General features: G+C 40.0%; 21 protein-coding genes. 18 read left to right on the forward strand and 3 right to left on the reverse strand.

All coding sequences use genetic code 11. From position 1 onward, the window contains the following. Positions 1-119: 119 nt before the first annotated feature. From QRD39_RS04975 to QRD39_RS04985, 3 genes are all read right to left on the reverse strand, one after another. Positions 120-623 (reverse strand): HdeD family acid-resistance protein, encoded by a 504-nt coding sequence (locus tag QRD39_RS04975; protein WP_008533882.1) that lies wholly within the window; start codon positions 621-623, stop codon positions 120-122. A 77-nt stretch (positions 624-700) separates the two neighbouring features. After that, positions 701-1453: an NUDIX domain-containing protein gene (locus QRD39_RS04980; protein ID WP_285955857.1), complete on the reverse strand. Its 753-nt coding sequence runs from the start codon at positions 1451-1453 to the stop codon at positions 701-703. 57 nt (positions 1454-1510) lie between these two features. Then, a complete protein-coding gene (locus tag QRD39_RS04985) occupies positions 1511-2617 on the reverse strand; it encodes an AAA family ATPase (protein ID WP_285955858.1) in 1107 nt (368 codons plus the stop codon). 361 nt (positions 2618-2978) lie between these two features. On the opposite strand from QRD39_RS04985, the gene gdhA reads away from it, so the two are divergent. The 18 genes from gdhA (at position 2979) to QRD39_RS05075 (ending at position 21728) form a co-directional block, all read left to right on the forward strand. Further along, positions 2979-4331 (forward strand): NADP-specific glutamate dehydrogenase, encoded by a 1353-nt coding sequence (gdhA, locus tag QRD39_RS04990; RefSeq protein WP_285955859.1) that lies wholly within the window; start codon positions 2979-2981, stop codon positions 4329-4331. A gap of 240 nt (positions 4332-4571) precedes the next feature. Beyond that, complete coding sequence (locus QRD39_RS04995) at positions 4572-6215, forward strand: glycosyltransferase family protein (protein ID WP_285955860.1); 1644 nt, start codon at positions 4572-4574, stop codon at positions 6213-6215. Positions 6216-6380: 165 nt separating this feature from the next. After that, positions 6381-6791, forward strand: a complete 411-nt coding sequence (locus QRD39_RS05000) for a peptide deformylase (RefSeq protein ID WP_285955861.1) — start codon at positions 6381-6383, stop codon at positions 6789-6791. Positions 6792-6963: 172 nt separating this feature from the next. After that, on the forward strand, positions 6964-7407 hold the full coding sequence (locus QRD39_RS05005; protein WP_285955862.1) for a MarR family winged helix-turn-helix transcriptional regulator: 444 nt from the start codon (positions 6964-6966) through the stop codon (positions 7405-7407). 3 nt (positions 7408-7410) lie between these two features. After that, positions 7411-9225, forward strand: coding sequence for an ABC transporter ATP-binding protein (locus QRD39_RS05010; protein ID WP_285955863.1), 1815 nt, complete (start codon positions 7411-7413; stop codon positions 9223-9225). After that, positions 9215-10993 (forward strand): ABC transporter ATP-binding protein, encoded by a 1779-nt coding sequence (locus QRD39_RS05015; RefSeq protein ID WP_285955864.1) that lies wholly within the window; start codon positions 9215-9217, stop codon positions 10991-10993. Before QRD39_RS05010 ends, QRD39_RS05015 begins: the two co-directional genes overlap by 11 nt. A 109-nt stretch (positions 10994-11102) precedes the next feature. Continuing rightward, the gene (locus QRD39_RS05020) at positions 11103-11726 is read left to right on the forward strand and encodes a GNAT family N-acetyltransferase (RefSeq protein ID WP_285955865.1); all 624 of its coding nucleotides are present in this window, start codon (positions 11103-11105) and stop codon (positions 11724-11726) included. Between the two features lie 148 nt (positions 11727-11874). Beyond that, positions 11875-12498, forward strand: a complete 624-nt coding sequence (locus tag QRD39_RS05025; protein WP_285955866.1) for a GTP pyrophosphokinase — start codon at positions 11875-11877, stop codon at positions 12496-12498. 1 nt (position 12499) lies between these two features. Further along, positions 12500-13186: a response regulator transcription factor gene (locus tag QRD39_RS05030; RefSeq protein WP_285955867.1), complete on the forward strand. Its 687-nt coding sequence runs from the start codon at positions 12500-12502 to the stop codon at positions 13184-13186. A 3-nt stretch (positions 13187-13189) separates the two neighbouring features. Continuing rightward, positions 13190-14413, forward strand: coding sequence for a sensor histidine kinase (locus QRD39_RS05035; protein ID WP_285955868.1), 1224 nt, complete (start codon positions 13190-13192; stop codon positions 14411-14413). A gap of 224 nt (positions 14414-14637) precedes the next feature. Further along, complete coding sequence (pyrH, locus tag QRD39_RS05040; protein ID WP_004183953.1) at positions 14638-15375, forward strand: UMP kinase; 738 nt, start codon at positions 14638-14640, stop codon at positions 15373-15375. A 14-nt stretch (positions 15376-15389) separates the two neighbouring features. Next, the gene (frr, locus tag QRD39_RS05045) at positions 15390-15947 is read left to right on the forward strand and encodes a ribosome recycling factor (RefSeq protein ID WP_004183951.1); all 558 of its coding nucleotides are present in this window, start codon (positions 15390-15392) and stop codon (positions 15945-15947) included. A gap of 88 nt (positions 15948-16035) precedes the next feature. Further along, positions 16036-16893 (forward strand): RNA-binding virulence regulatory protein CvfB, encoded by an 858-nt coding sequence (gene cvfB, locus QRD39_RS05050; RefSeq protein ID WP_285955869.1) that lies wholly within the window; start codon positions 16036-16038, stop codon positions 16891-16893. A gap of 8 nt (positions 16894-16901) precedes the next feature. Further along, positions 16902-17117, forward strand: a complete 216-nt coding sequence (locus tag QRD39_RS05055) for a YozE family protein (protein ID WP_004183949.1) — start codon at positions 16902-16904, stop codon at positions 17115-17117. A gap of 241 nt (positions 17118-17358) precedes the next feature. Then, complete coding sequence (locus QRD39_RS05060; RefSeq protein WP_285955870.1) at positions 17359-18669, forward strand: LysM peptidoglycan-binding domain-containing protein; 1311 nt, start codon at positions 17359-17361, stop codon at positions 18667-18669. 79 nt (positions 18670-18748) lie between these two features. Continuing rightward, on the forward strand, positions 18749-19810 hold the full coding sequence (locus tag QRD39_RS05065; RefSeq protein ID WP_285955871.1) for a PhoH family protein: 1062 nt from the start codon (positions 18749-18751) through the stop codon (positions 19808-19810). Positions 19811-19952: 142 nt separating this feature from the next. After that, the gene (locus QRD39_RS05070; protein WP_285955872.1) at positions 19953-20867 is read left to right on the forward strand and encodes a hypothetical protein; all 915 of its coding nucleotides are present in this window, start codon (positions 19953-19955) and stop codon (positions 20865-20867) included. 162 nt (positions 20868-21029) lie between these two features. Next, on the forward strand, positions 21030-21728 hold the full coding sequence (locus QRD39_RS05075) for a hypothetical protein (RefSeq protein WP_285955873.1): 699 nt from the start codon (positions 21030-21032) through the stop codon (positions 21726-21728). Position 21729 lies beyond the last annotated feature (1 nt).

Here is a 21729-nt window from a genome sequence, read left to right on the forward strand (position 1 = left end):
CTAGACATAATAAAAATCCTACTTTCGTAAACAGTACTTTATGTATTTTTACTGTCTACTTAAGTAGGACTATATCAGATGCAAGGCTTTTTTATGTTTATCTGGTGAATGGTTCTATCCTACCATAAGCGGAATGAAAAGGAGAGAACAGAGACACCTGCAAAAATAATCAATGAAGCTACCAAGCGCCCAATCAGAAAGGCTGAGAAAAATGGTGCGCTAAAGAGCAGTAGTCCAAAGACGAGGCAAATCAAGGCAATTGACAGGGCAGGTTGACCTGAAAAACCAAACTGACGTTGGCGATAGGCGTGAAAACCCTGGGTAAAGGCTGAGACCAGCAACCACCAGGCGATGATAGTTACGGCAACACCTGAGAGTACCCATGCTGATGTTGAAAGCAAAATAATACCAAAAATGATTGAAATAATGCTTTGAAGAAGTTGAATAAAGGAACGCTTCTCATTATCTCGTTTGAAATAAACCATGAGGCTTGATACACCTGATACTAACATCACTAGTGCAAAAAGCCAACCGACAATGGCCAGAAGATTGGTAGGATTAGCGAAGAAAAAGACACCCAAGAGGGTTATGAGGATTCCACTAATCAATGTAAAACTTTTCATACGATACCTCTTTTTAATTTTTCTTAATACTACTATGTGAGAGTCGAATTGTCAAACAAAGACCCTCTTTAAGGAGTCTAGATTTTATAGGAATAAGTGGCAGCTTTTTTGGTTCTCGTTGCCATCTGGCGGCCTGTTTTTTGAAAAATATGTTTAAAGCGACGCAAGAAATTTGTGGAATCCATTTTGAGATAATCCTCGTTAAATGTCCCAAAAAGCTGACGATAAGTGGTTAAGGTGTTTTCATCAGGCATGATGCTGAGTATGGTTGGATGATATTCTAATCGTCCCTTAATGCGTTTCATGGCAGTCAACAGAATATCCCAATGGTCGAAAGCAAGGTCATCTTGAGTCAGTTGCTTGTCACCGTCAATCAGTTGTAACTGGCCATTTACCATCGCAATGTCTACCCAATGGGTCGATGCAGCATCATCTGCAGCCTTTTCTACTTGGTGGTCATTATAAGACTTAAAACAGAGGTAGGCTACTGAAATTGTCCACATTCGAGGGTCACGATAAGGTGTCCCAACGGTGATGAGTTGTTCAATATGCTCTGGATTGAGTTGCACTGATGTCTCTTCAAGAACTTCGCGACAAACAGCCATATTGAGATCTTCTTGTTCTTGGACGAAGCCCCCACTAAGCGCATATTTTCCCAAGAAGGGATGGTTTTTTCGCTTGATAAGTAAGGTTTGAACGCTTCCCTCATAATAGCGGAAAATGACTGAATCTACTGTTACTGAGGGTTTGGCATATTTATCCATTTCTTCTTGCTGGTAGATTTTCAAGAAGTCCTTTTCACTACCAGAATTTTCAAAAGTTTTCGGCATGTTTTTTCCTCCTTGTCTTTGATGCTAAGTTGAGAGATGAATGCTTGAAAAGGTCATCTAAACCTCAATGTGCAAACGTTCTTTGATTGCCTTTTTGGCATAATGGTAGTTGTCTGCAAAAAAGCTATCACTGTCACTATTCTCCCCTAAAATAACGATTTTGTCTTTAAATGGTGACAGTAGGTCTAAAAGATGTTTGGTAAACCAGTCACGTGTATGATTGTCAGCCATAGTCATATCACGAAAGCCATCATCAACATAGTTTGACTTTGGTAGAATGACAAAAATCAAATCCCACTTTTCGCGAGCTTGAGTGACTTGATAGAGGCGGTCCAAGGTGTCAAATTCTTCTTGAGAAATACTCTCCTTCAAATAGTAGTCAATATAAACCTTTGTCACCGTTGAATTGGTATCTGCAAAGATAAGACCTGAGTGTTGCCCCTTATCAATGATATCAGCGGTCTGTGCATATTGGTCGGTCAAGAGGTGAATATAGTCATTGGTATCCAATTCATCATCACGAACATTATACTTTTCTTGATACTCACGGGCATATTCCAGAGAACAGGGAGCATTGTATGTACGAGCCAAATCTTTCACGAGGGTAGTTTTTCCACCGCTAGCAGATCCGACAACCAGGACCTTTCGTGTAAAGTGGCGACGGAAAGGCTTAGTGATAAATCGCCAATTTTCCATAGGGTTATCACGAATCTCGGTAGCAGAGATGTCTATAATAGAACGTTCGATGAGCTCTACCTGCGCTTGGGGATAGTGTTCATTGAGTTCAGTCACATACTCGGGCTCACCAACATAAAAGGTGATCTTTTCAGGGGTGTCGGTATTTTTCGAGATAAGCTCCTTAACATGCTTAACCCATGGAATCCAGCCCTCAGGGTAGGCAGGCATCCCTTCTTCATCTAATTTATCTACGACAACAAGTTCGTCATCATAAAATACTTCACGAACGTAACGAAAGCGTCGGTTGAGAGACAGGCCAGCGCGTGTTCCACGATCTTCTTGATCATTACTGCCACTAACGATTACTAGAACATTATCGTTATAGCGTTTGGCTTTGGTGATGAGGTCAACATGCCCAATGTGCATTGGAGCGAAAGTTCCAAACACAATCCCAATACGCTTTCCTGATAGCTGTTTTCTTTTCATAAGAATAATCCTTTATTTGAAATATAGTAAAATTACTAAATTAATAGTAGCATAGCTCAAAGTCTTTGTAAATAGAAAATAGTAAAATTACTAAATTGTTTTTCACGTCCAATATGGCATGAAATTTTCAAAAAAAGCAAAAAAAAAAATTCAAGAAAAAGCCGAAAAAGTTAATGCGCTTACATTGCTGAATTGATAAGGTTTTAGAAAAGACTTAAAATAGATAAAATTGAATTGATGTCATAAAATCTAACATACAAATCAAAAAAATAACAAAAAATACTTGACAAGAAGATTCTGAAAATTTATACTATTCATGTAATTAAATTACTAAGGTAATTATTTGAAAGGAAACATTGATATGACAACAGGTAAAGAATACGTTGCTAGCGTTTTTGAAAAAGTGAAAGCTCAAAACAGACACGAGGCTGAGTTCCTTCAAGCAGTTGAAGAAGTTTTCGATTCACTTGTCCCTGTCTTCGATAAATATCCTAAGTATATTGAAGAAAACCTTTTGGAACGTTTGGTTGAACCAGAACGTATCGTTTCATTCCGTGTACCATGGGTTGATGATAAAGGTCAAGTACAAGTAAACCGTGGTTTCCGTGTACAATTCTCATCAGCTATTGGTCCTTACAAAGGTGGTCTTCGTTTCCACCCATCAGTAAACCAATCAATCATTAAATTCCTTGGTTTCGAACAAATCTTTAAAAACTCATTGACTGGTCAACCAATCGGTGGTGGTAAAGGTGGATCAAACTTTGACCCTAAAGGTAAATCAGACAACGAAATCATGCGTTTCTGCCAAAGCTTCATGACTGAATTGAGCAAACACATCGGTGCAGATACAGACGTACCTGCAGGTGATATCGGTGTTGGTGGACGTGAAATTGGTTACCTCTATGGCCAATACAAACGTCTCCGTAACGAATACACAGGTGTTCTTACTGGTAAAGGTTTGAACTGGGGTGGTTCACTTGCTCGTACAGAAGCAACTGGTTACGGTGCTGTTTACTTTGCAGAACAAATGCTTAATGCACGTGGTGAAAACTTTAACGGTAAGACAGCAGTTGTTTCAGGTGCTGGTAACGTTGCCATCTACGCTATTGAAAAATTGCAAAGCCTAGGTGCTAAAGCTGTGACATGTTCTGATTCATCTGGTTTTGTTTATGATCCAGACGGAATTGACGTTGACTTGTTGAAAGAAATCAAAGAAGTTAAACGTGAACGTATCGTCAAATATGCAGAAGCTCGTCCAAATGCAACTTACACACCTGCTGGTGGTGAAAAGACAGTTTGGTCTATCAAAGCTGACTTGGCTTTCCCATGTGCAACTCAAAACGAATTGGATGAAACAGATGCAGAAACACTTGTAGCAAATGGCGTTATTGCTGTTTCAGAAGGTGCAAACATGCCTTCAACTTTGGGAGCTATTGATGTCTTCCTTAAAGCTGGTGTATCATTTGGTCCTGCCAAAGCTGCTAACGCTGGTGGTGTTGCTGTATCAGCTCTTGAAATGGCACAAGATAGCCAACGTACACAATGGACATTCGAAGAAGTTGATGCTAAACTTTACGATATCATGAAAGGTATCTACGAAAATGCTGCATCAGCTGCTAAAGAATTTGGTCATGAAGGTAACCTTGTTGTTGGTGCCAACATCGCTGGATTCCTTAAAGTTGCAGATGCAATGTCAGCTCAAGGTATTGTTTAATTAGCAGACCTGATCTGATTAATAAGCCTCTCGATAAAATAAGAAAAGAAGCCTGCGGGTTTCTTTTTTTGTTTGAAAGGGTATGGCAGGTGGATCAAGCTGTAGTGATAGTCTGTCTGGTTGTCAGGAACGTGATCTTTTAAAGAGGTAAAAAGTTTCCTGCTGGATTTTTGGTATAATGAGGGAGCAAAGAATCTCTTTTTATAGCTAATTTTATGATTTAATACGAGAGGAAGAATTGTGATTATTGAACAAAGTCCCTTTGGAGAAAGAGAGAAGAACTCTAGTAATTGGGGAGTCCTTGTACTGAGTTTTTTGATAAGTTTCTTGTCAATCTTGCCAATGTTCTTTTTTAGAGATAAGCTTTATGGCGATGATGTGGTTTTTCATATTAACCGTCTTTTGTCTCTAGACACCATTTGGAAGAGTCCTATCAATTTTACGACCAATGGAGGCACTGGCCAGTTAATCAATACCTTTTATCCTTGGTTGACCTACTATCCAATCTTCTTAGTATATAAGCTGACACAATCTATTTTTGTAGCTTGGATGAGTTTTCAGTTTCTTGTTCGCTTTGCAACCTGTTTGCTTAGTTTTTATGGCTTACGTTTATTGAGGTATTCTGATAAGCAGGTGCTGATATTTTCTACCTTCTATCTCTTTTCGGGTTATTTCTTGCATAATTCCTACTATAGGGCAGCGGTTGGTGAAACGCTGGCGATGATTTTTCTGCCTCTAGTTTTTGTAGGCGTGCGTTTGCTAACTTTTGGAGATTACAAAAAATGGTGGGTCTTGACCCTTGGGATGCTTGGCCTTGTCTATTCCCATGTTTTATCGGTCGTCTTAGCCTCTGTTTTGATTTTCTTAGCAGTGGTAACCAGTTTTTGCATTTGGGACTCTAAGAAAGAGCGGTTACTGGGCTTTCTTAAGGCTACTCTAGTAACTTTGGGAATGTCTCTGGCCTATTTTGTGCCTATGATAGAGCAATTTAGGTATGTGACTTTGCGGACGACATTTAAGCCTTTTCTAGCCAAAACGGCTTTGAGTTTGTCAGATACCTGGGGGCTTATTGTAAGTAGTGATTTAAGGACCCCATCAGTTAATCTTCTTTATCTTGTTGGTTTAGTGTTAAGTCTAGCCTTTGCTAAGTGTTTGGTGAAGGATAGGGAAGCTAGAATTTACCTTTTTATATCTCTTGTTTTAGCCTTTTTAACCTTGAAGAGTTTTCCTTGGCAGTTATTGCAGGAAAGCCCGGTGTCCAATCTTCAATTTCCTTGGAGATTATGGAGTTTGGCTTTGCTATTTTTCAGCTTAGCCCTGGCTAATATCTTAAAGACTATTTCTCTAAAAGCTACGACGGTACTTGTCCTGATTGGTATTTGCCTGAATATGTTTCAGATTGTTACTGTTCAAGATAAGATGACTAAAGTCAAGAACATATTGCCGAGTAATACAAAAGTTACGAAAGAAATGCTGGCTAAGGGAACTTACAAAAATATCAACGGCGATTATACCAATAAAGAAGTTCCCTTTAAGTTTGTCTTTGATAAACACCTTTTTCTAGATACTCAGGAAATTAAGTCAGCCATCAAGCAATCTCCTCATGAGCTGTTATTTAAGGTAACCAATAATTCCCAAGCTGAGAAAGTTTTGTCACTGCCTGTTTTCTACTACAAGGGGCAGAAAGTGACGATAGATGGGAAGCCAGCAACAACTTACTTATCTAATGAAAAGAACCCGACTAATTTAGTCTTGCCACCAGGCAAGCATCGTGTTGTATTGACCTATGCTTATACCCCAGTAGCTAAAATGGCAATGAGTGTTTCAGCGATTAGTTTTTTAGCTTTTATTGGCTATTTGTATAGAGTGAAGAAAGAACGATGAAAAAGAAGCCTGAGGGTTTCTTTTTAGTTATCTCTCTTATGAGGTCAGCCATTTTTGATATAATAAGTTGAGGCTATTATGTCTGAAAATAAAAACCGTTGGCTCAGATAAAAGAAGGACATATGATGTCATAGCTTAAGAAAGAAATGATAAGGGAGTAAAGAGATGATAAAAACTATCGTAAAGGATGTCTTTTTTCTAGGACAAAAATCGACAGAAGCGACTAAAGAAGACCTCTATTTGGCTAAGGATTTGCGTGATACACTGGAATTTCACAAAGATGCTTGTGTGGGTATGGCAGCCAATATGATTGGGGTTAAAAAGCGTGTTATCATCGTCAATATTGGTTTTGTCAATCTGGTTATGTTTAATCCTGTTATAGTCAGCAAGTCTTCGCCATTTCAAACCGAGGAGTCTTGTTTGTCTTTAGAGGGAAGTCGTCCAACCAGACGTTTTGAATCAGTTGAGGTAGCTTATTTAGATGAACAATGGATGCCTAAGCAGTTAAGTTTTTCTGGTATGCCAGCTCAAATTATTCAACATGAATTGGACCATTTGGAAGGTGTTATCATATAGAAGGTACTTGAAATAGATTCTAAGAGAGATACATTACAGTTGAAGAGTGAGAGTAGACACTAAAAATTCCTACCTCACTCTTTTTTAGTTCTCATAGAAACTTTTTTCTTGACAATAGTTCTCATAAGAACTAAAATAGTTCCCATGAGAATTATTTAAGGAGGAAGATGCAATGCATGGAAAAGATCCCTTTAGTGACTTCAGAGAGTTCATCAATACCATGGAATCTCGGGTGCAAGAGCTAGGTAAAGCGCATGGTGTTGAGCATCTAGCTGGTCCTCAAGGTTTTGCTGTCAAGTATTTGTCTGACAACCAAGATAAGGAAATTTTTATTAAAGACATTGAGAAAAGACTATGTATCTCTAAATCGGTGGCTAGTAATCTGGTCAAACGGATGGAGAAAAATGGTTTCGTTGAATTGGTGACATCAGATAAGGACAAACGCTACAAGTATGTACATCTGACAGACTTGGGCAAAAAGAAGGCCCAAGATGTCGAACATTTCCGAGAGGCCATTCATGAGCAGTTGTTAGAAGGTATATCAAAAGAAGATGCCGAGACGGCTTTTCGAGTCTTTCATCAAATTCGCAAGAATTTAGAGAAAAATAAGGAGTAACTTATGTTTAAAATATTTAAACGTTTGACGGCAAAAGAGTTAAGTATGATTGTCTTAGCTGTGATTTTTGTTTGCTTGAACGTCTATCTAAACTTGAAAATTCCAGACTATATGTCTGACATCACAACCCTCTTATCAACCAAGGGGACTAAAGCATCAGATATTTTCGCCTGGAATACGGATGTCCCAGGGATGCGAATGCTTTTGATGTCCTTTGCGGGCTTTATGGCCTCTGTAGCAGTTGGATTTCTAGCTGCCAGAACAGCGGCAAGTTTCACTACTCGTCTTCGAGATGATATTTTCCATCAGGTTCTTGATTTTTCGGATGCTGAGATTAAGAAATTCTCCATACCTAGTCTTTTGACCCGTACGACAAATGATATTACCCAGTTGCAGATGGTCCTTACCATGGGGTTACAGGTTGTTACACAAGGGCCAATCATGGCAATCTGGGCGATTACTAAGATTGCAGATAAAAATGGAAATTGGCTCCTAGCCTTGCTCGTTGCTGTGGCGGTGATTGCCATTCTCTTGCTTTTCCTTTTAATCATGGTTATGCCTAAACAACGCTTGATTCAAACTCTGACAGATAAACTCAATAGCGTGACACGTGAATCTCTTACTGGAATTCGTGTGGTGCGTGCCTATAACGCCGAAAGTTATCAAGAGGATAAATTTGAAGATGCCAATACAGCCTTGACTCGAAATAATCTTTTTATCGGACGCTCTTTTGCCTTACTAACACCAGTTATGACAGCTGTATCCAGTGGTTTAACCTTAGCTATTTATTGGATTGGTGCGCATTTGATTGAAGATGTTAAGATTCCAACAGATCCAACTAAGATTGCTGGTGCCATGGAAGATAAAATCCATCTCTTCTCAGATATGGTGGTTTACTCCTCTTATGCCATGCAGGTTGTTATGGGATTCATGATGATGATTGTTGTCTTCTTCCTTCTTCCACGTGCCGTTGTAGCAGCTGGACGTATCAATGAAGTTTTAGATACCCAATCTTCAGTTTCTTACCCTGAAAACAACTCTGAAAAGCCTAAAGAAGTCGGTACTGTCGCATTCGATGATGTTTCCTTCCGTTATTCTGAAACTTCAGAGCCTGTTCTGGAGCATGTTAGCTTCAAAGCTAAGAAGGGGGATACGGTTGCCTTCATTGGTTCGACTGGTTCTGGTAAATCAACGCTTGTCAACCTTATCCCACGTTTTTACGACGCCACGCAAGGGACTATCAAGGTTGATGGTGTAGATGTACGTCAGTATGACCATGACACCTTGCACAATATTGTCGGTTATATTCCACAAAAGGCAGTACTTTTCTCAGGGGACATCACGTCAAATATGACGATGGGAACCAGCAATAATAGTCCCCTTGATGATGTTAAGATTTGGGATGCTCTCGAATTGGCTCAAGGAAAAGACTTTGTTGAAAATAAAGAAGGTCAACTTAGGGCAGAAGTGGCTCAAGCTGGGTCTAATTTCTCAGGTGGACAAAAACAACGTTTGGCTATTGCGCGTGCCTTGGCTCGTAAGCCTGAAATCTTGATTTTTGACGATTCCTTCTCAGCTTTGGACTATAAGACAGACCGTAAACTGCGTCAAGAATTAGCTGAAAAAACACAAGATATGACCAAGTTGATTGTTGCTCAACGTATCTCTACCATTATGGATGCCGATCAAATCTTGGTGCTTGACCAAGGTAAGGTTGTTGGTCAAGGAACCCACAAGGAACTCTTGGCTAATAATGAAGTCTACCAAGAAATTGCCTATTCACAATTGTCTAAGGAGGAGTTAGAAAATGGAAAATAAGCCAAAAACATCGTCCTATAAACGCTTAAAACCCTATATTAAAGGCTTTCAAATTCCCTTTGTCTTAGCGATTTTTGGGGCTATTATTTCAGCGGTCATTACAGTTATTGGACCTGATAAATTAAAAGAAATCACCAATCTTATTACTGATGGGATTACGCCAACTAAGATGGGAATTATTCCCGGTATTGATTTAGACAAGGTGGGCAGCATTGCTTTAACCTTGGCTGTTCTCTATGCTATCTCAGCCATTGTTGGTTATTTGCAAAGCTTTACGGTTGCGACGGTTACACAACGCTTTTCACAACGTTTCCGTACCGCTATCCAAAAGAAAATTAACAGTGTTCCTCTTAATTATTTTGATAGTCACTCCCAAGGAGACACCCTCTCTCGTGTGACCAATGACGTTGACCTTTTGGGACAATCGCTCAGTCAAGGACTGGGTACCTTAATTACGTCCAGTGTTCTCTTGGTGGCAGCTATCATTATGATGCTCTATTCGAATGTCAGCATGGCCTTTACCGCCATTGGTTCTGTCTTGATAGGATTTGTTCTTGTAGGCTTTATCATGGGCTTCTCGCAACCATTGTTTAAACGCCAACAAGATAATCTGGCTAATATCAACGGTTATATCGAAGAAATCTACACAGGTCAAGCAGTTGTAACGAGTTACAATGCCACTGAAGAGAGCAGTAAGGCATTCAAGGCCCTAAACGATAAACTTTATAAGTCGATATGGCAGTCTCAGTTTATCTCAGGTATTATGATGCCACTTATGATTTTCATTGGGAACTTTGGTTACGTTATGGTCTGTCTTGTGGGAGCTATTAAGGTTATTGACGGAAGCTTGACTATTGGTGATGTGGTAGCCTTCATGACCTATGTTCGTATCTTCTCACAACCCCTTTCTCAAATTGCGCAAGGAATTACACAACTCCAATCAGCAACTGCAGCTATTGGGCGTATCTTTGAATTTTTGGAAGAAAAAGATATGGATGACGAGTCAGCCAAGACAGCTGAGTTGACAGATACTAAGGGTCAAGTTGTCTTTGACCATGTTTCCTTTGGTTATACGCCTGAAAAGACTATTATTCATGATTTTTCAGCAGTCGCAAAACCTGGACAAAAGATTGCTATCGTTGGTCCAACGGGTGCTGGTAAGACGACTATTGTTAACCTGCTTATGAAGTTCTATAACATCGACCGAGGTCGTATCACTATTGACGGTGTGGATACTAATGATATGAAACGTGGAACTGTCCATGATCAATTTTCTATGGTGCTTCAAGACACTTGGCTCTTTGAAGGTACTATTCGTGATAATTTGATTTACAACCAAGAAAAAATTTCTGACGAGCAAGTCATTGCTGCGGCCAAGGCTGTCGGTGTTCACCACTTCATCACCACGCTTCCAAAAGGTTATGATACTTATTTGGATGACTCGGTTACACTTTCAGTTGGTCAGAAACAGCTTTTGACCATTGCCCGTGCCCTTCTTAAGGACGCACCTCTCCTTATTTTGGATGAGGCGACATCATCAGTCGACACCCGTACTGAAGAATTGATTCAAAAAGCTATGGACAAGCTTATGGAAGGTCGTACTTCCTTTGTCATTGCCCATCGTTTGTCAACCATTCGAAATGCTGACCTTATCCTTGTGATGAAAGATGGTAATATTATTGAACAGGGTAATCATGCTGACCTTATGGCGGCAGATGGTTTCTACGCTGATCTTTATAATAGTCAGTTTACCGAAGAAGTTACCTAGGATTTTCTTACAAAATTATAATATTTAACAAATTTTCATAAAACGTATGACTATAGGTCGTGCGTTTTATGTTATACTGAGAAAAAACAGATAGATTAGGAGACCCGTCATGCAATATCGTCAAGCAAGACAAGATGAAGTTCAGGAAGTTGCACAAGTATGTGCAGATGCCTTTGAAGATTATCCCTATCTCTCAATGATTGCCAGTAATTTAAAGAAACCTGAGCAGTACCAGGAATTTGTCTTAGCCTTACAGGAAATGTTAGTGCGTTTGGCAATAAAGATGGATTCTTGCTTGGTAGCCGAACAGGATGGTCGCATTGTTGCGGTAGCTATTTTGCAACATCAGACGGTTTCCATGCTTAACTATTTGCAAAATGGAGCGACCAAGCTGTTCCGTTTCATCAGTATTACCAAGTTGTTTAAATATTTTAACTTTGTCGAAGAATCAGAGAGACATTTGGAAGATTCTGCAGAATACGACTGGTACCTGATGATGTTGGCGGTAACCCCCGATTTTCAAAGAAAGGGAATCGGAAGTCGCTTCTTACTTGAAGGTGTTGAACCCTTTGTGCGTAGCACAGGAGGCCGTAGTCTTGGCTTGATTACTAACCGTGACTATAATGTACCTTTTTATGAGAAGAATGGCTATAAGCTATGTGGTTACAAGGTTTTGACTTATGAAAAACACAAGCTGGGCAACTGGCCTTTTGTCAAATCTCTTGAAGAATAGTCAAGTGGAAGGAAAACTTAGAGATGTAAAATGAATCTGGCTTCGGCTGGATTTTTTTCATAGTCACAATGCTAGCTCTATTAGGCTCATTCCTTATTTTTAAGCCTATCTATGCTATAATGAAGAAACGCTATTAGAGGAGGTTTTTATGTCAACTTCAAGTATTTATGGGGAATATGCTCAGTATCTCCCCAACATTTTACAAGAAATAACAGACCCTATTATTGCGGCTAATATTGCGAGCAAAAAAGAAACAGGCTTTAAACTCTATGAACATTTTATTTCACGGATTAAGGAAAGTGACTCCATGCGTGAAAAGTGTCGTCGGAAGAATTTGCCTGAGACTAGCCAGTCTGCCCTCAAGGAAATTTGTGACAGTATTGGAATCCGTATCGTTTGTGGCTTTGTTGATGATATTTACAAAACTATCGAAGTGATAAAGGCTATTCCTGGTGTCACGGTCCACAATGAGAAGGATTATATTTCAAATGCCAAGCCTAACGGTTATCGTTCTTATCACCTCATTTTGGAAATAGAAACAGACTTTCCAGATGTTTTAGGTCAGGCCAAAGGTACTTATTTTGTAGAGGTTCAACTTCGTACTATTGCTCAGGATTCCTGGGCCAGTCTGGAACATCAGATGAAGTACAAGCATGATATCAAGAATACAGAAATGATCACCCGTGAGCTTAAGCGTTGCGCAGATGAATTGGCTTCATGTGATTTGACCATGCAGACCATTCGTAATTTAATTCAAGAAGGAGGGGACTAAGATGGCTCTGAAAATTTTATTAGCAGAGGACGAGGAAGACCTTTCTCGGGTTTATAAAGCAGCTCTTGAACATCAGGGGTACGAAGTGGATCAGGCCTTTAATGGGCAAGAAGCAGTGGATTTGGCTGCCCAGAATGCCTATCAAGTGATGATCATGGATATCATGATGCCCATCAAAACAGGTATTGAAGCCCTAAGAGAAATTCGCTCAACTGGGAATACCACGCATGTCATTATGTTGACGGCCATGGCCGAAATTGATGATCGTGTGACGGGACTTGATGCTGGTGCGGATGACTACTTGACCAAGCCCATGTCTCTAAAGGAACTTTTGGCTCGTTTGCGTTCATTGGAGCGCCGTTTTAGTGAAACATTTACGGCAAAAGTTTTGACGCTTGGCTCGGTTTGTTTGGACCAAGAGGATCAAGAGTTAGTGGCTGGCAATAGTATTCGCCTTTCAAGTCGTGAGACCAAGTTAATGGCTTATTTCATGCACAATCCTACCAAGAAGTTAAGCACTGAGCACCTCTTTAAAACCATCTGGGCTGATGAAGATGACGTTGATGAATCAATTGTCTGGGTTTATATTTCCTATCTGCGCCAGAAATTGCAAGCTATTAAGGCTGATATTAGCATTTTGGGCGAAAAGGGTGGCGACTTTTGTCTTGAGCTAATGAGAGAGGAGTAGGACATGTTTAGACGATTACGCCTGCAATTTATTACGATTGCTTCCTTGGCCATTCTCTTTATCTTGGTCTTTATGGTGGGAATCATCAATACCGTGAGGTCTTTTCAGACGGAGCAGGAAATTAGCAAGGTACTCAACACCCTTTCGGAAAATAATGGTAGCTTTGGGAAAACCACAAAAATTGAGATCAATCAAGGACGTGAGATTCCTTCAGACAGTTTTCGATTTTTCAGCGTGACCTTGTCTGGTGATAAAGTGGTCAGCCAAGATACCAGTCATATTTCTTTAATAGATGATGATGAGGCTGTTAGTTATGCACTTGCAGCTAGCCGTATGACGAGTAATCTTGGAACGATTCGAGAAAAAAACATCAATCTTAGCTATCAAGTAAGTAAGGTCAGTAAAAATAAGGTTTTGGTAGTCTTTTTGGACACGTCTTCTTATTATAATTCTTCCCAAGCTTTAATGAGTCTTTGTATCCTTTTATCACTGTTTGGCTTCATCTTTTTTGTCGTTATTGTCAGTGCTTTGTCTGGAATCGTCATTCGCCCCTTCATTCGAAACTATGAAAAGCAACGGCGTTTTATCACAAATGCAGGTCATGAATTGAAGACCCCATTGGCCATTATTTCTGCCAACACGGAGCTACAGGAACTCATGACTGGGGAAAACGAATGGACCAAGTCTACTAACGACCAGGTAGCACGATTGACCACTCTAATCAATTCGCTTGTGGCTTTATCTCGGCTTGAGGAGCATCCTGATATCGTTCTTCAAGATGTGGATTTTTCGTATGTTACTGAGGATGCAGCAGAGGACTTTAAGGGACCAGTTGTTCGTGACGGGAAATCCTTCCTTATGGATATTTCTCCAGATATCCATGTAAAGGCCGAAGAAAAGTCTCTCTTTGAACTTGTAACTCTCCTTGTGGATAATGCTAACAAGTATTGTGACCCAGAAGGGACGGTTACTGTAAGGCTCCGCCAAGTCGGAAGAACACGTAAGCGGGCTCGCTTAGAAGTGTCAAATACCTATAAAGATGGTAAGGCAGTCGATTATAGTAAGTTTTTTGAGCGCTTTTATCGTATCGAAGAATCTCATAATAACAAGGAAAATAAAGGTTTTGGCATAGGCCTATCCATGGCTCAAAGCATGGTCAAATTATTTAAAGGGCGTCTATTTGCCTCCTACAAAGATGACACCATCACTTTTACGGTCATCTTGTAAGGATATTTTAAAATATTTGACTAGGTGAAAACCCTAATTTATGATAAAATAGTAAGGATGAAGATTTAGTGTTCGCTTTGTCATAAAGAGACCATTTGTCAATCTGGAAAGAGCTTGTAAGAGCTTAATCTCCTTCTTAAAAAGATGGTCATTTACGGATTAGGAATGATAAATCTGAGCCAAGAATACAATCAGAAAAACAACATAGTTAATAGGGAGAAATCATGGTAGAACCAAAATACAAACGTGTCCTCATTAAACTTTCAGGTGAAGCTTTGGCTGGTGAACGTGGTGTTGGGATTGATCTTCCAACCGTACAAACAATGGCTAAAGAAATAGCAGAAGTCGCAGAATCAGGTGTTCAAATCGCCTTGGTTATCGGTGGTGGTAACCTTTGGCGTGGCGAACCTGCAGCCGAAGCAGGAATGGATCGTGTTCAAGCGGACTATACGGGGATGCTTGGAACAGTTATGAATGCCCTTGTTATGGCAGACAGTTTGAAACAACTTGGTGTTGACACACGTGTTCAAACGGCTATTGATATGAAATCTGTGGCTGAACCCTATATCCGAGGTCGTGCCCTTCGTCACCTTGAAAAAGGACGTATCGTTATCTTCGCAGCAGGTATCGGTTCTCCATACTTCTCAACTGATACCACAGCAGCCCTCCGTGCCGCTGAAATTGAGGCTGACGCTATTCTTATGGCGAAAAATGGTGTGGATGGTGTCTACAATGATGACCCACGTAAGAATGCTGATGCGGTTAAATTTGATGAATTGACCCATGTGGAAGTTATCAAACGTGGTCTTAAAATTATGGACGCAACAGCCTCTACCTTGTCAATGGATAACGACATTGACCTCGTAGTCTTCAACATGAATGAACCAGGTAATATTAAACGTGTTATTCTAGGTGAACACATCGGAACTACCGTTTCAAATAAAGCAGACGCACACAAGTAAGAAAGAGAGAAATTATGTCAAACGCAATTATTGAAAAAGCTAAAGAACGCTTCGCCCACTCACATGAGTCATTGGCTCGCGAATTTGGTTCAATCCGTGCAGGTCGTGCCAATGCCTCACTTCTTGACCGCATCACAGTCGAATATTATGGTGCCCCAACGCCTCTTAATCAATTGGCTTCAATCACTGTTCCTGAAGCACGTGTTCTTTTGATTTCACCATTTGATAAAGGATCAATCGCTGATATCGAACGTGCCATCAACGAATCTGACCTTGGTATTAACCCAGCAAACGACGGTTCTGTTGTGCGCTTGGTTATCCCAGCACTTACAGAAGAAACTCGTAAGGAATTGGCTAAAGAAGTTAAAAAAGTTGGTGAAAATGCTAAGATCGCTATCCGTAACATCCGTCGTGATGCTATGGATGAAGCTAAAAAGCAAGAAAAAGACAAGGAAATCACAGAGGACCAATTGAAAGGTCTTGAAAAGGATATCCAAAAAGCAACAGACGATGCTGTTAAAAAAATCGACAGCATGACAGCAGAAAAGGAAAAAGAACTCCTTACTGTTTAATCAATAGAAAAATAAGGAGAGTGGGACAGAAGCAAAAAAGCATGGACTATGTTAGCTTCCTTGTCCGGCTCTCTTTTTGAGGAAAAATATGAATACACTACTTGGAACCATCATTACTGCCTTAGTAACTGATGAAAATGATCGCTTTTACTTTGTCCAAAAGGATGGCGTGACCTTTGCTTTGGCTAAAAATGAAGGAAATCATGCGATTGGTGACATGGTAACAGGCTTTGCCTACACTGACAGCAAGCAGAAATCACGTTTGACACAAAAGGAAATTAAGGCAACTCGTGATTCTTATGATTGGGGAGAAGTCACTGAGGTTCGTAAGAATTTAGGTGTCTTTGTGGATGTGGGAATCCCAGATAAAGAAATTGCCGTCTCTCTTGATGTGCTGCCGGAACTCAAAGAGCTTTGGCCTAAGAAGGGTGATAAACTCTACATCAAACTAGACGTCGATAAAAAAGACCGTATTTGGGGGCTTCCTGCTGAACCTGAAGTCTTTCAACGTATGGCTGGGCCTGCCTATGACAATATGCAGAATCAAAAATGGCCAGCTATCGCCTATCGTCTCAAGCTCTCAGGAACCTTTGTTTACCTACCAGAAAATAACATGCTTGGTTTCATCCATCCGTCAGAACGTTATGCTGAGCCACGCTTGGGTCAAGTCCTTGAAGCCCGTGTGATTGGTTTTCGTGAGGTCGATCGTACCTTGAATTTGTCTTTGAAACCACGTTCTTTTGAGATGCTTGAAAATGATGCTCAAATGATTTTGACCTATTTAGAAAGCAACGGTGGTTTTATGACTCTGAACGATAAATCATCACCAGCAGATATAAAGGCAACCTTTGGTATTTCAAAGGGGCAATTTAAAAAGGCCTTGGGTGGTTTGATGAAGGCTAAAAAAATCAAACAAGATCAGTTCGGAACAGAATTAATCAGTTAGGAGAAAGTATGAGAAAATCTTTTTATACTTGGCTGATGACGCAACGTAATCCTAAATCCAATGAACCAGTAGCCATTTTAGCTGACTTGGCGTTTGACGATTCAACCTTTCCTAAACATACTGATGACTTTGAAGAGGTGAGTCGCTACTTGGAAGATCAGGCTAGTTTCTCTTTCAATCTAGGTCAATTTGATCATATTTGGGAAGACTATCTAGCGCATTAATAGTGCTTAATTCCTATTAAAGGACAGACCTATCTTGACAAAAACATTTTCAAGAAAACAGCAGTTGAGGGAGAATGAATTGTTACATTTTTTTACAAATGTCTCAGCTTTTTTTCAATAAATTAGGCGTATTACAACTAGTTAGTAATTGCTTTAAAGTGCAATAATTTGCCACTTTTTTGACGAGAAGTGTGGTATTATTGTAAGTGTTAAAATTGTTAAAAAAGGAATGAATTTATACATGTTATCAAAATCAAAAACAACTAAGGCACTTCTATACTCGACCGCAGCTCTTTCACTTTTTGCTGCTAGTCATGTACATGCTGATGAAGTAGCCAATTGGACTGCCCGTTCAGTGGACCAAATCAAAGCCGACATCGCTGTTAGTGATAACCAACAAACTTACACTGTTCAATACGGTGACACTTTGGGTAGTATCGCAGAAGCAATGGGAATCGATGTAAATGTTTTGGCTAATATCAACCAAATCACAAACATTGACTTGATTTTCCCTGGAACAGTCTTGACAACAACTTACAACGCTGATAACCAAGCAGTATCAGTTAAAGTTGAAACACCAGCTTCAGAAACTTCAAATGCATCTGTTGTTGCAGAGGCTAACTTGACAACTAACGAAGTAACAGTAAACGGACAAGCTGTAGCAACAACAGATTTGTCTGCTCCTGTTGATTCAGTAGACACAACGGCTACAGTTGCTCCTGCTACAGAAGAATCAACACAAGCTGTTTCAGAAGTGACAGAAGCTATCGCTTCAGCATCTGAAGCACCAGCTTACGCAGATACTGAACAACCAGTTGCCGATGCCATTGATCATGTAACGGCATCAGCAAAAGCAAAACCTGCAGAAGCTCCAGCACCAGCAGCTGAAGAAAAAACAGCACAGCCTGCAGAAGCTCCAGCAGAGCAACCGGCAGCAACATCAGAGGCAGCTTCAGAGGCTCCAGCGGCTTCAGAAGCTCCAGCAGAGCAACCAGCAGCAACATCAGAGGCAGCTTCAGAGGCCCCAGCGGCTTCAGAAGCTCCAGCAGAGCAACCAGCAGCAACATCAGAGGCAGCTTCAGAGGCCCAAGCGGCTTCAGAAGCTCCAGCAGAGCAACCAGCAGCAACATCAGAAGTAGCTTCAGAAGCCCCAGCGGCTTCAGAGGCGCCAGCAGCACAACCTGCTTCAACAAACACGCTTCCAACGGATCCACACCTTCAACCACAAGCTGAAGCTTTCCGTCAAGATGTAGCATCAAAATTCGGTCTTACTGATATCGGTGGTTACCGTGAAGGTGATCCTCAAGACCATGGTAAAGGACTTGCCGTTGACGTTATGGTACCAGTTGGTTCAGAAGTTGGTAATCAAGTCGCTCAATATGCTGTAGACAATATCTCAAATGCAGGTATCTCATATGTCATCTATCGACAACAATTCTACGCACCAGTAGATAATATCTACGGGCCAGCTAACACATGGAACCAAATGCCAGACCGTGGTAGCGTTACTGAAAACCACTATGACCACGTTCACGTGTCATTTAATGAATAAGTCAGAATGATAAAAAGTCACGCTTAGCGTGATTTTTTTGATATAATGGATAAAAATACTTAAGAAAGAGGAACTCTATTTGCAAGAGTATTCTGTTGAAATTACCCTTAATCACCCAGATGATGTCTTGTCGCTTTTTGGAACCAATGAGCGTCATCTAAAACTCATTGAAGATAACTTGGGCCTTATCATTCATGCTAGAACAGAGCGTGTCCAAATTCTTGGAGACGATCAGGAAAGCGTTGAATTGGCACGTTTGACCATTCAAGCCCTCCTCGTTTTAGTGGAGCGAGGGATGCTGGTTAACACTTCAGATGTTGTGGCAGCTCTAACCATGGCTCAGGATGGTTCGATTGACAAATTTGTTGCCCTTTATGAAGAAGAAATTATCAAGGACAATAGTGGTAAACCAATTCGAGTGAAGACCTTGGGACAAAAGGTCTACGTTGATAGTATTAAAAATCATGATGTGGTCTTTGGGATTGGTCCAGCAGGTACAGGAAAAACCTTTCTAGCAGTTACCCTAGCTGTCACAGCACTTAAGCGTGGTCAGGTGAAACGTATTGTGCTAACCCGTCCGGCTGTTGAGGCAGGCGAAAGTCTTGGTTTCTTACCAGGAGACCTTAAGGAAAAGGTAGACCCTTACCTTCGCCCTGTCTATGATGCCCTTTATCAAATCCTCGGTAAAGAGCAGACGACCCGTCTCATGGAACGTGAAATTATTGAAATTGCGCCACTCGCCTATATGCGTGGTCGGACCCTTGAAGATGCTTTTGTTATCCTTGACGAGGCGCAAAATACGACCATCATGCAGATGAAGATGTTCTTAACGCGTCTTGGCTTTAATTCTAAGATGATTGTCAATGGGGACATGAGCCAGATTGACCTTCCACGTCGTGTTAAGTCAGGTCTTATTGATGCTATGGAAAAATTGAAGGGTATCAAGTCTATTGATTTTGTTCATTTCTCTGCCAGTGATGTCGTCCGTCACCCAGTCGTAGCTGACATCATTAATGCTTATGAAAAAGATGTACCTAAGTTTGATCTTGAGGAAAAATCAGAAGGATCAGACCAGGCTGAAGAAGTAGCATCAGAATTGACCGAATATCCAGTCATTGGTGCTGAGGATGTTAAAAAATAGAAAGTAAGAAAGAGGTTTGAGAGCTGATATTTTCAAGCCTTTTTTATATGGCAATACTTTAATATAATAAAACTAAATATTGATTTATTGGTTTTTCTGATAAAATAATAATATAAATATTTCATTTAAAAGGAGATTAATAATGAATCAGAAAGATTGGATTAAATATTTTGAGGTGATAAACGATCGTAAACCGACTCCACAAGAGTTTGCGGCTGCAAAAGAGGCTGGGGAGTTTGTGAGTGCTAGTCCGAATCTCCAACAGACGGTATCAATTGAAAAAACGACTCGAGTAAATCAACAGGGCCAGGATCAGTCTTTTAATGTAGGTACTCAACAAATAACACAACCTGTTACTCCGGAATTTGAGAGTATGGATAAACTGCCCAAACCAAAAAGGAAACTTACCAAGAAAACTAAAACAGTAGTATTTTCTATTCTAGGGGTTCTTACTGCGATCTTATTGATAGTTGGAGGCTATAGCCTTTGGCGTTACCAATCTGGAAAGCTTGCTTCAGGAGTTTATGAAGAGGTATATGGTGAATATTATGATTATGAAAAGAAGAAGTGGATAGAAATTAAGAAAGAGTCTGCTAAAGATGGTGTGCCATTATATGACTTTGTAGTTGTTAAAGGAGATAATTACCAATATCATTCTTTTTGGAAATTAGACTCGGGTAGTTATGTTAATCCTACTGACTATGACTCAACTGTAAACACCTTAAAGTTGTATCCTTGGGAAAAGCAGGCTAAATTTCAGATGTCGTTTTCGGAGTATGAATCTGAGTTTACGAAATTAAGAAAAAACTATCCAAAGTTTATCAACGACACTTATTTTGATGTTAAGGAGTCTTACCAGAAAAAATCAAAAACGACAGTGTTATATGAGAAAAATGGTGATATGTTTACAGAGAAGAATTATGATGAGGACGGGAAATTATTTTTAAAGAGAACTTTTAGACGTTTATCAAAAGAGGATTCTAGAGAAAGACTAGCTGATTATGACAGAGCAGTTGAAGAAGATAAAAAAGAACGTCAAGAAGATTCTGATGATTAATAGATCAGAAAAAGTTAATTAAAAGAAAAGTCAATTGTTTCTTTAAGATATAGGAAGGTCAGCGAATAATGCTGGCTTTTTCCTTTGCTGTCCTGTCACTAGCTATTCCCCTATTTTTGGTAAAATAGTATTGAAGAATAGGCCAATAAGGAGGGGAGAAGTATGACTAAGGCAAAAAAATGGAAGATTGCTATTATTTCGGTTCTAGGCCTTGTGGCGGTAGTCTTAATAGCCATTGGAGAGGGAAGGTTTTGGAAGTATCAAGAGAATCATATTCCGGATGGCACCTATCAGATGGTAAAATATGAGGCTAAATCAGCATATTCCAATGAATTGATAAATTGGACTGAGCGGGGAGAGAATAATGATAGCTTATATGAGGATTTTATAGTTGTTGAGAATATGAAATCTCAATTTTATTATGTTTTTGTGGGGGATGGGGAACCTTTTGTCTCACCATTTGAGCACGATGAAAAGATCCCACAGACTTTTGACCCACGTACTGGGACTTTGAAACAGGATCTAACAGTCTCTGAATATAAAGCTCTAGTGATTTCTTATATTGATAAGATTTCTAAAAAGGGAGAGGAGTATTCAAGAGTAAAGGAAGTATCTGTCCAGAGGTGTGTAGATGATTATAAAAAAATGTTGAAGCAAAAAAGAACTTATGAAAAGAGTCCTAATGGTCTCGTTCTGACTGTTTATGCTGATGATGGACATATTGAGTCGCGTAGAACTTTTAAACGATTAAGCTCAGAGGAAGCCGAAGAACTCAAAAGTGGTTATGATGGGGATTATGAGTATGCCTTGGAGTATCATAAGGGCTGGGATCATTATGGAGATTATGCCATCTGGCGTTGAA

This window comes from Streptococcus raffinosi (genome assembly GCF_030284685.1).
Classification (GTDB): domain Bacteria; phylum Bacillota; class Bacilli; order Lactobacillales; family Streptococcaceae; genus Streptococcus; species Streptococcus raffinosi.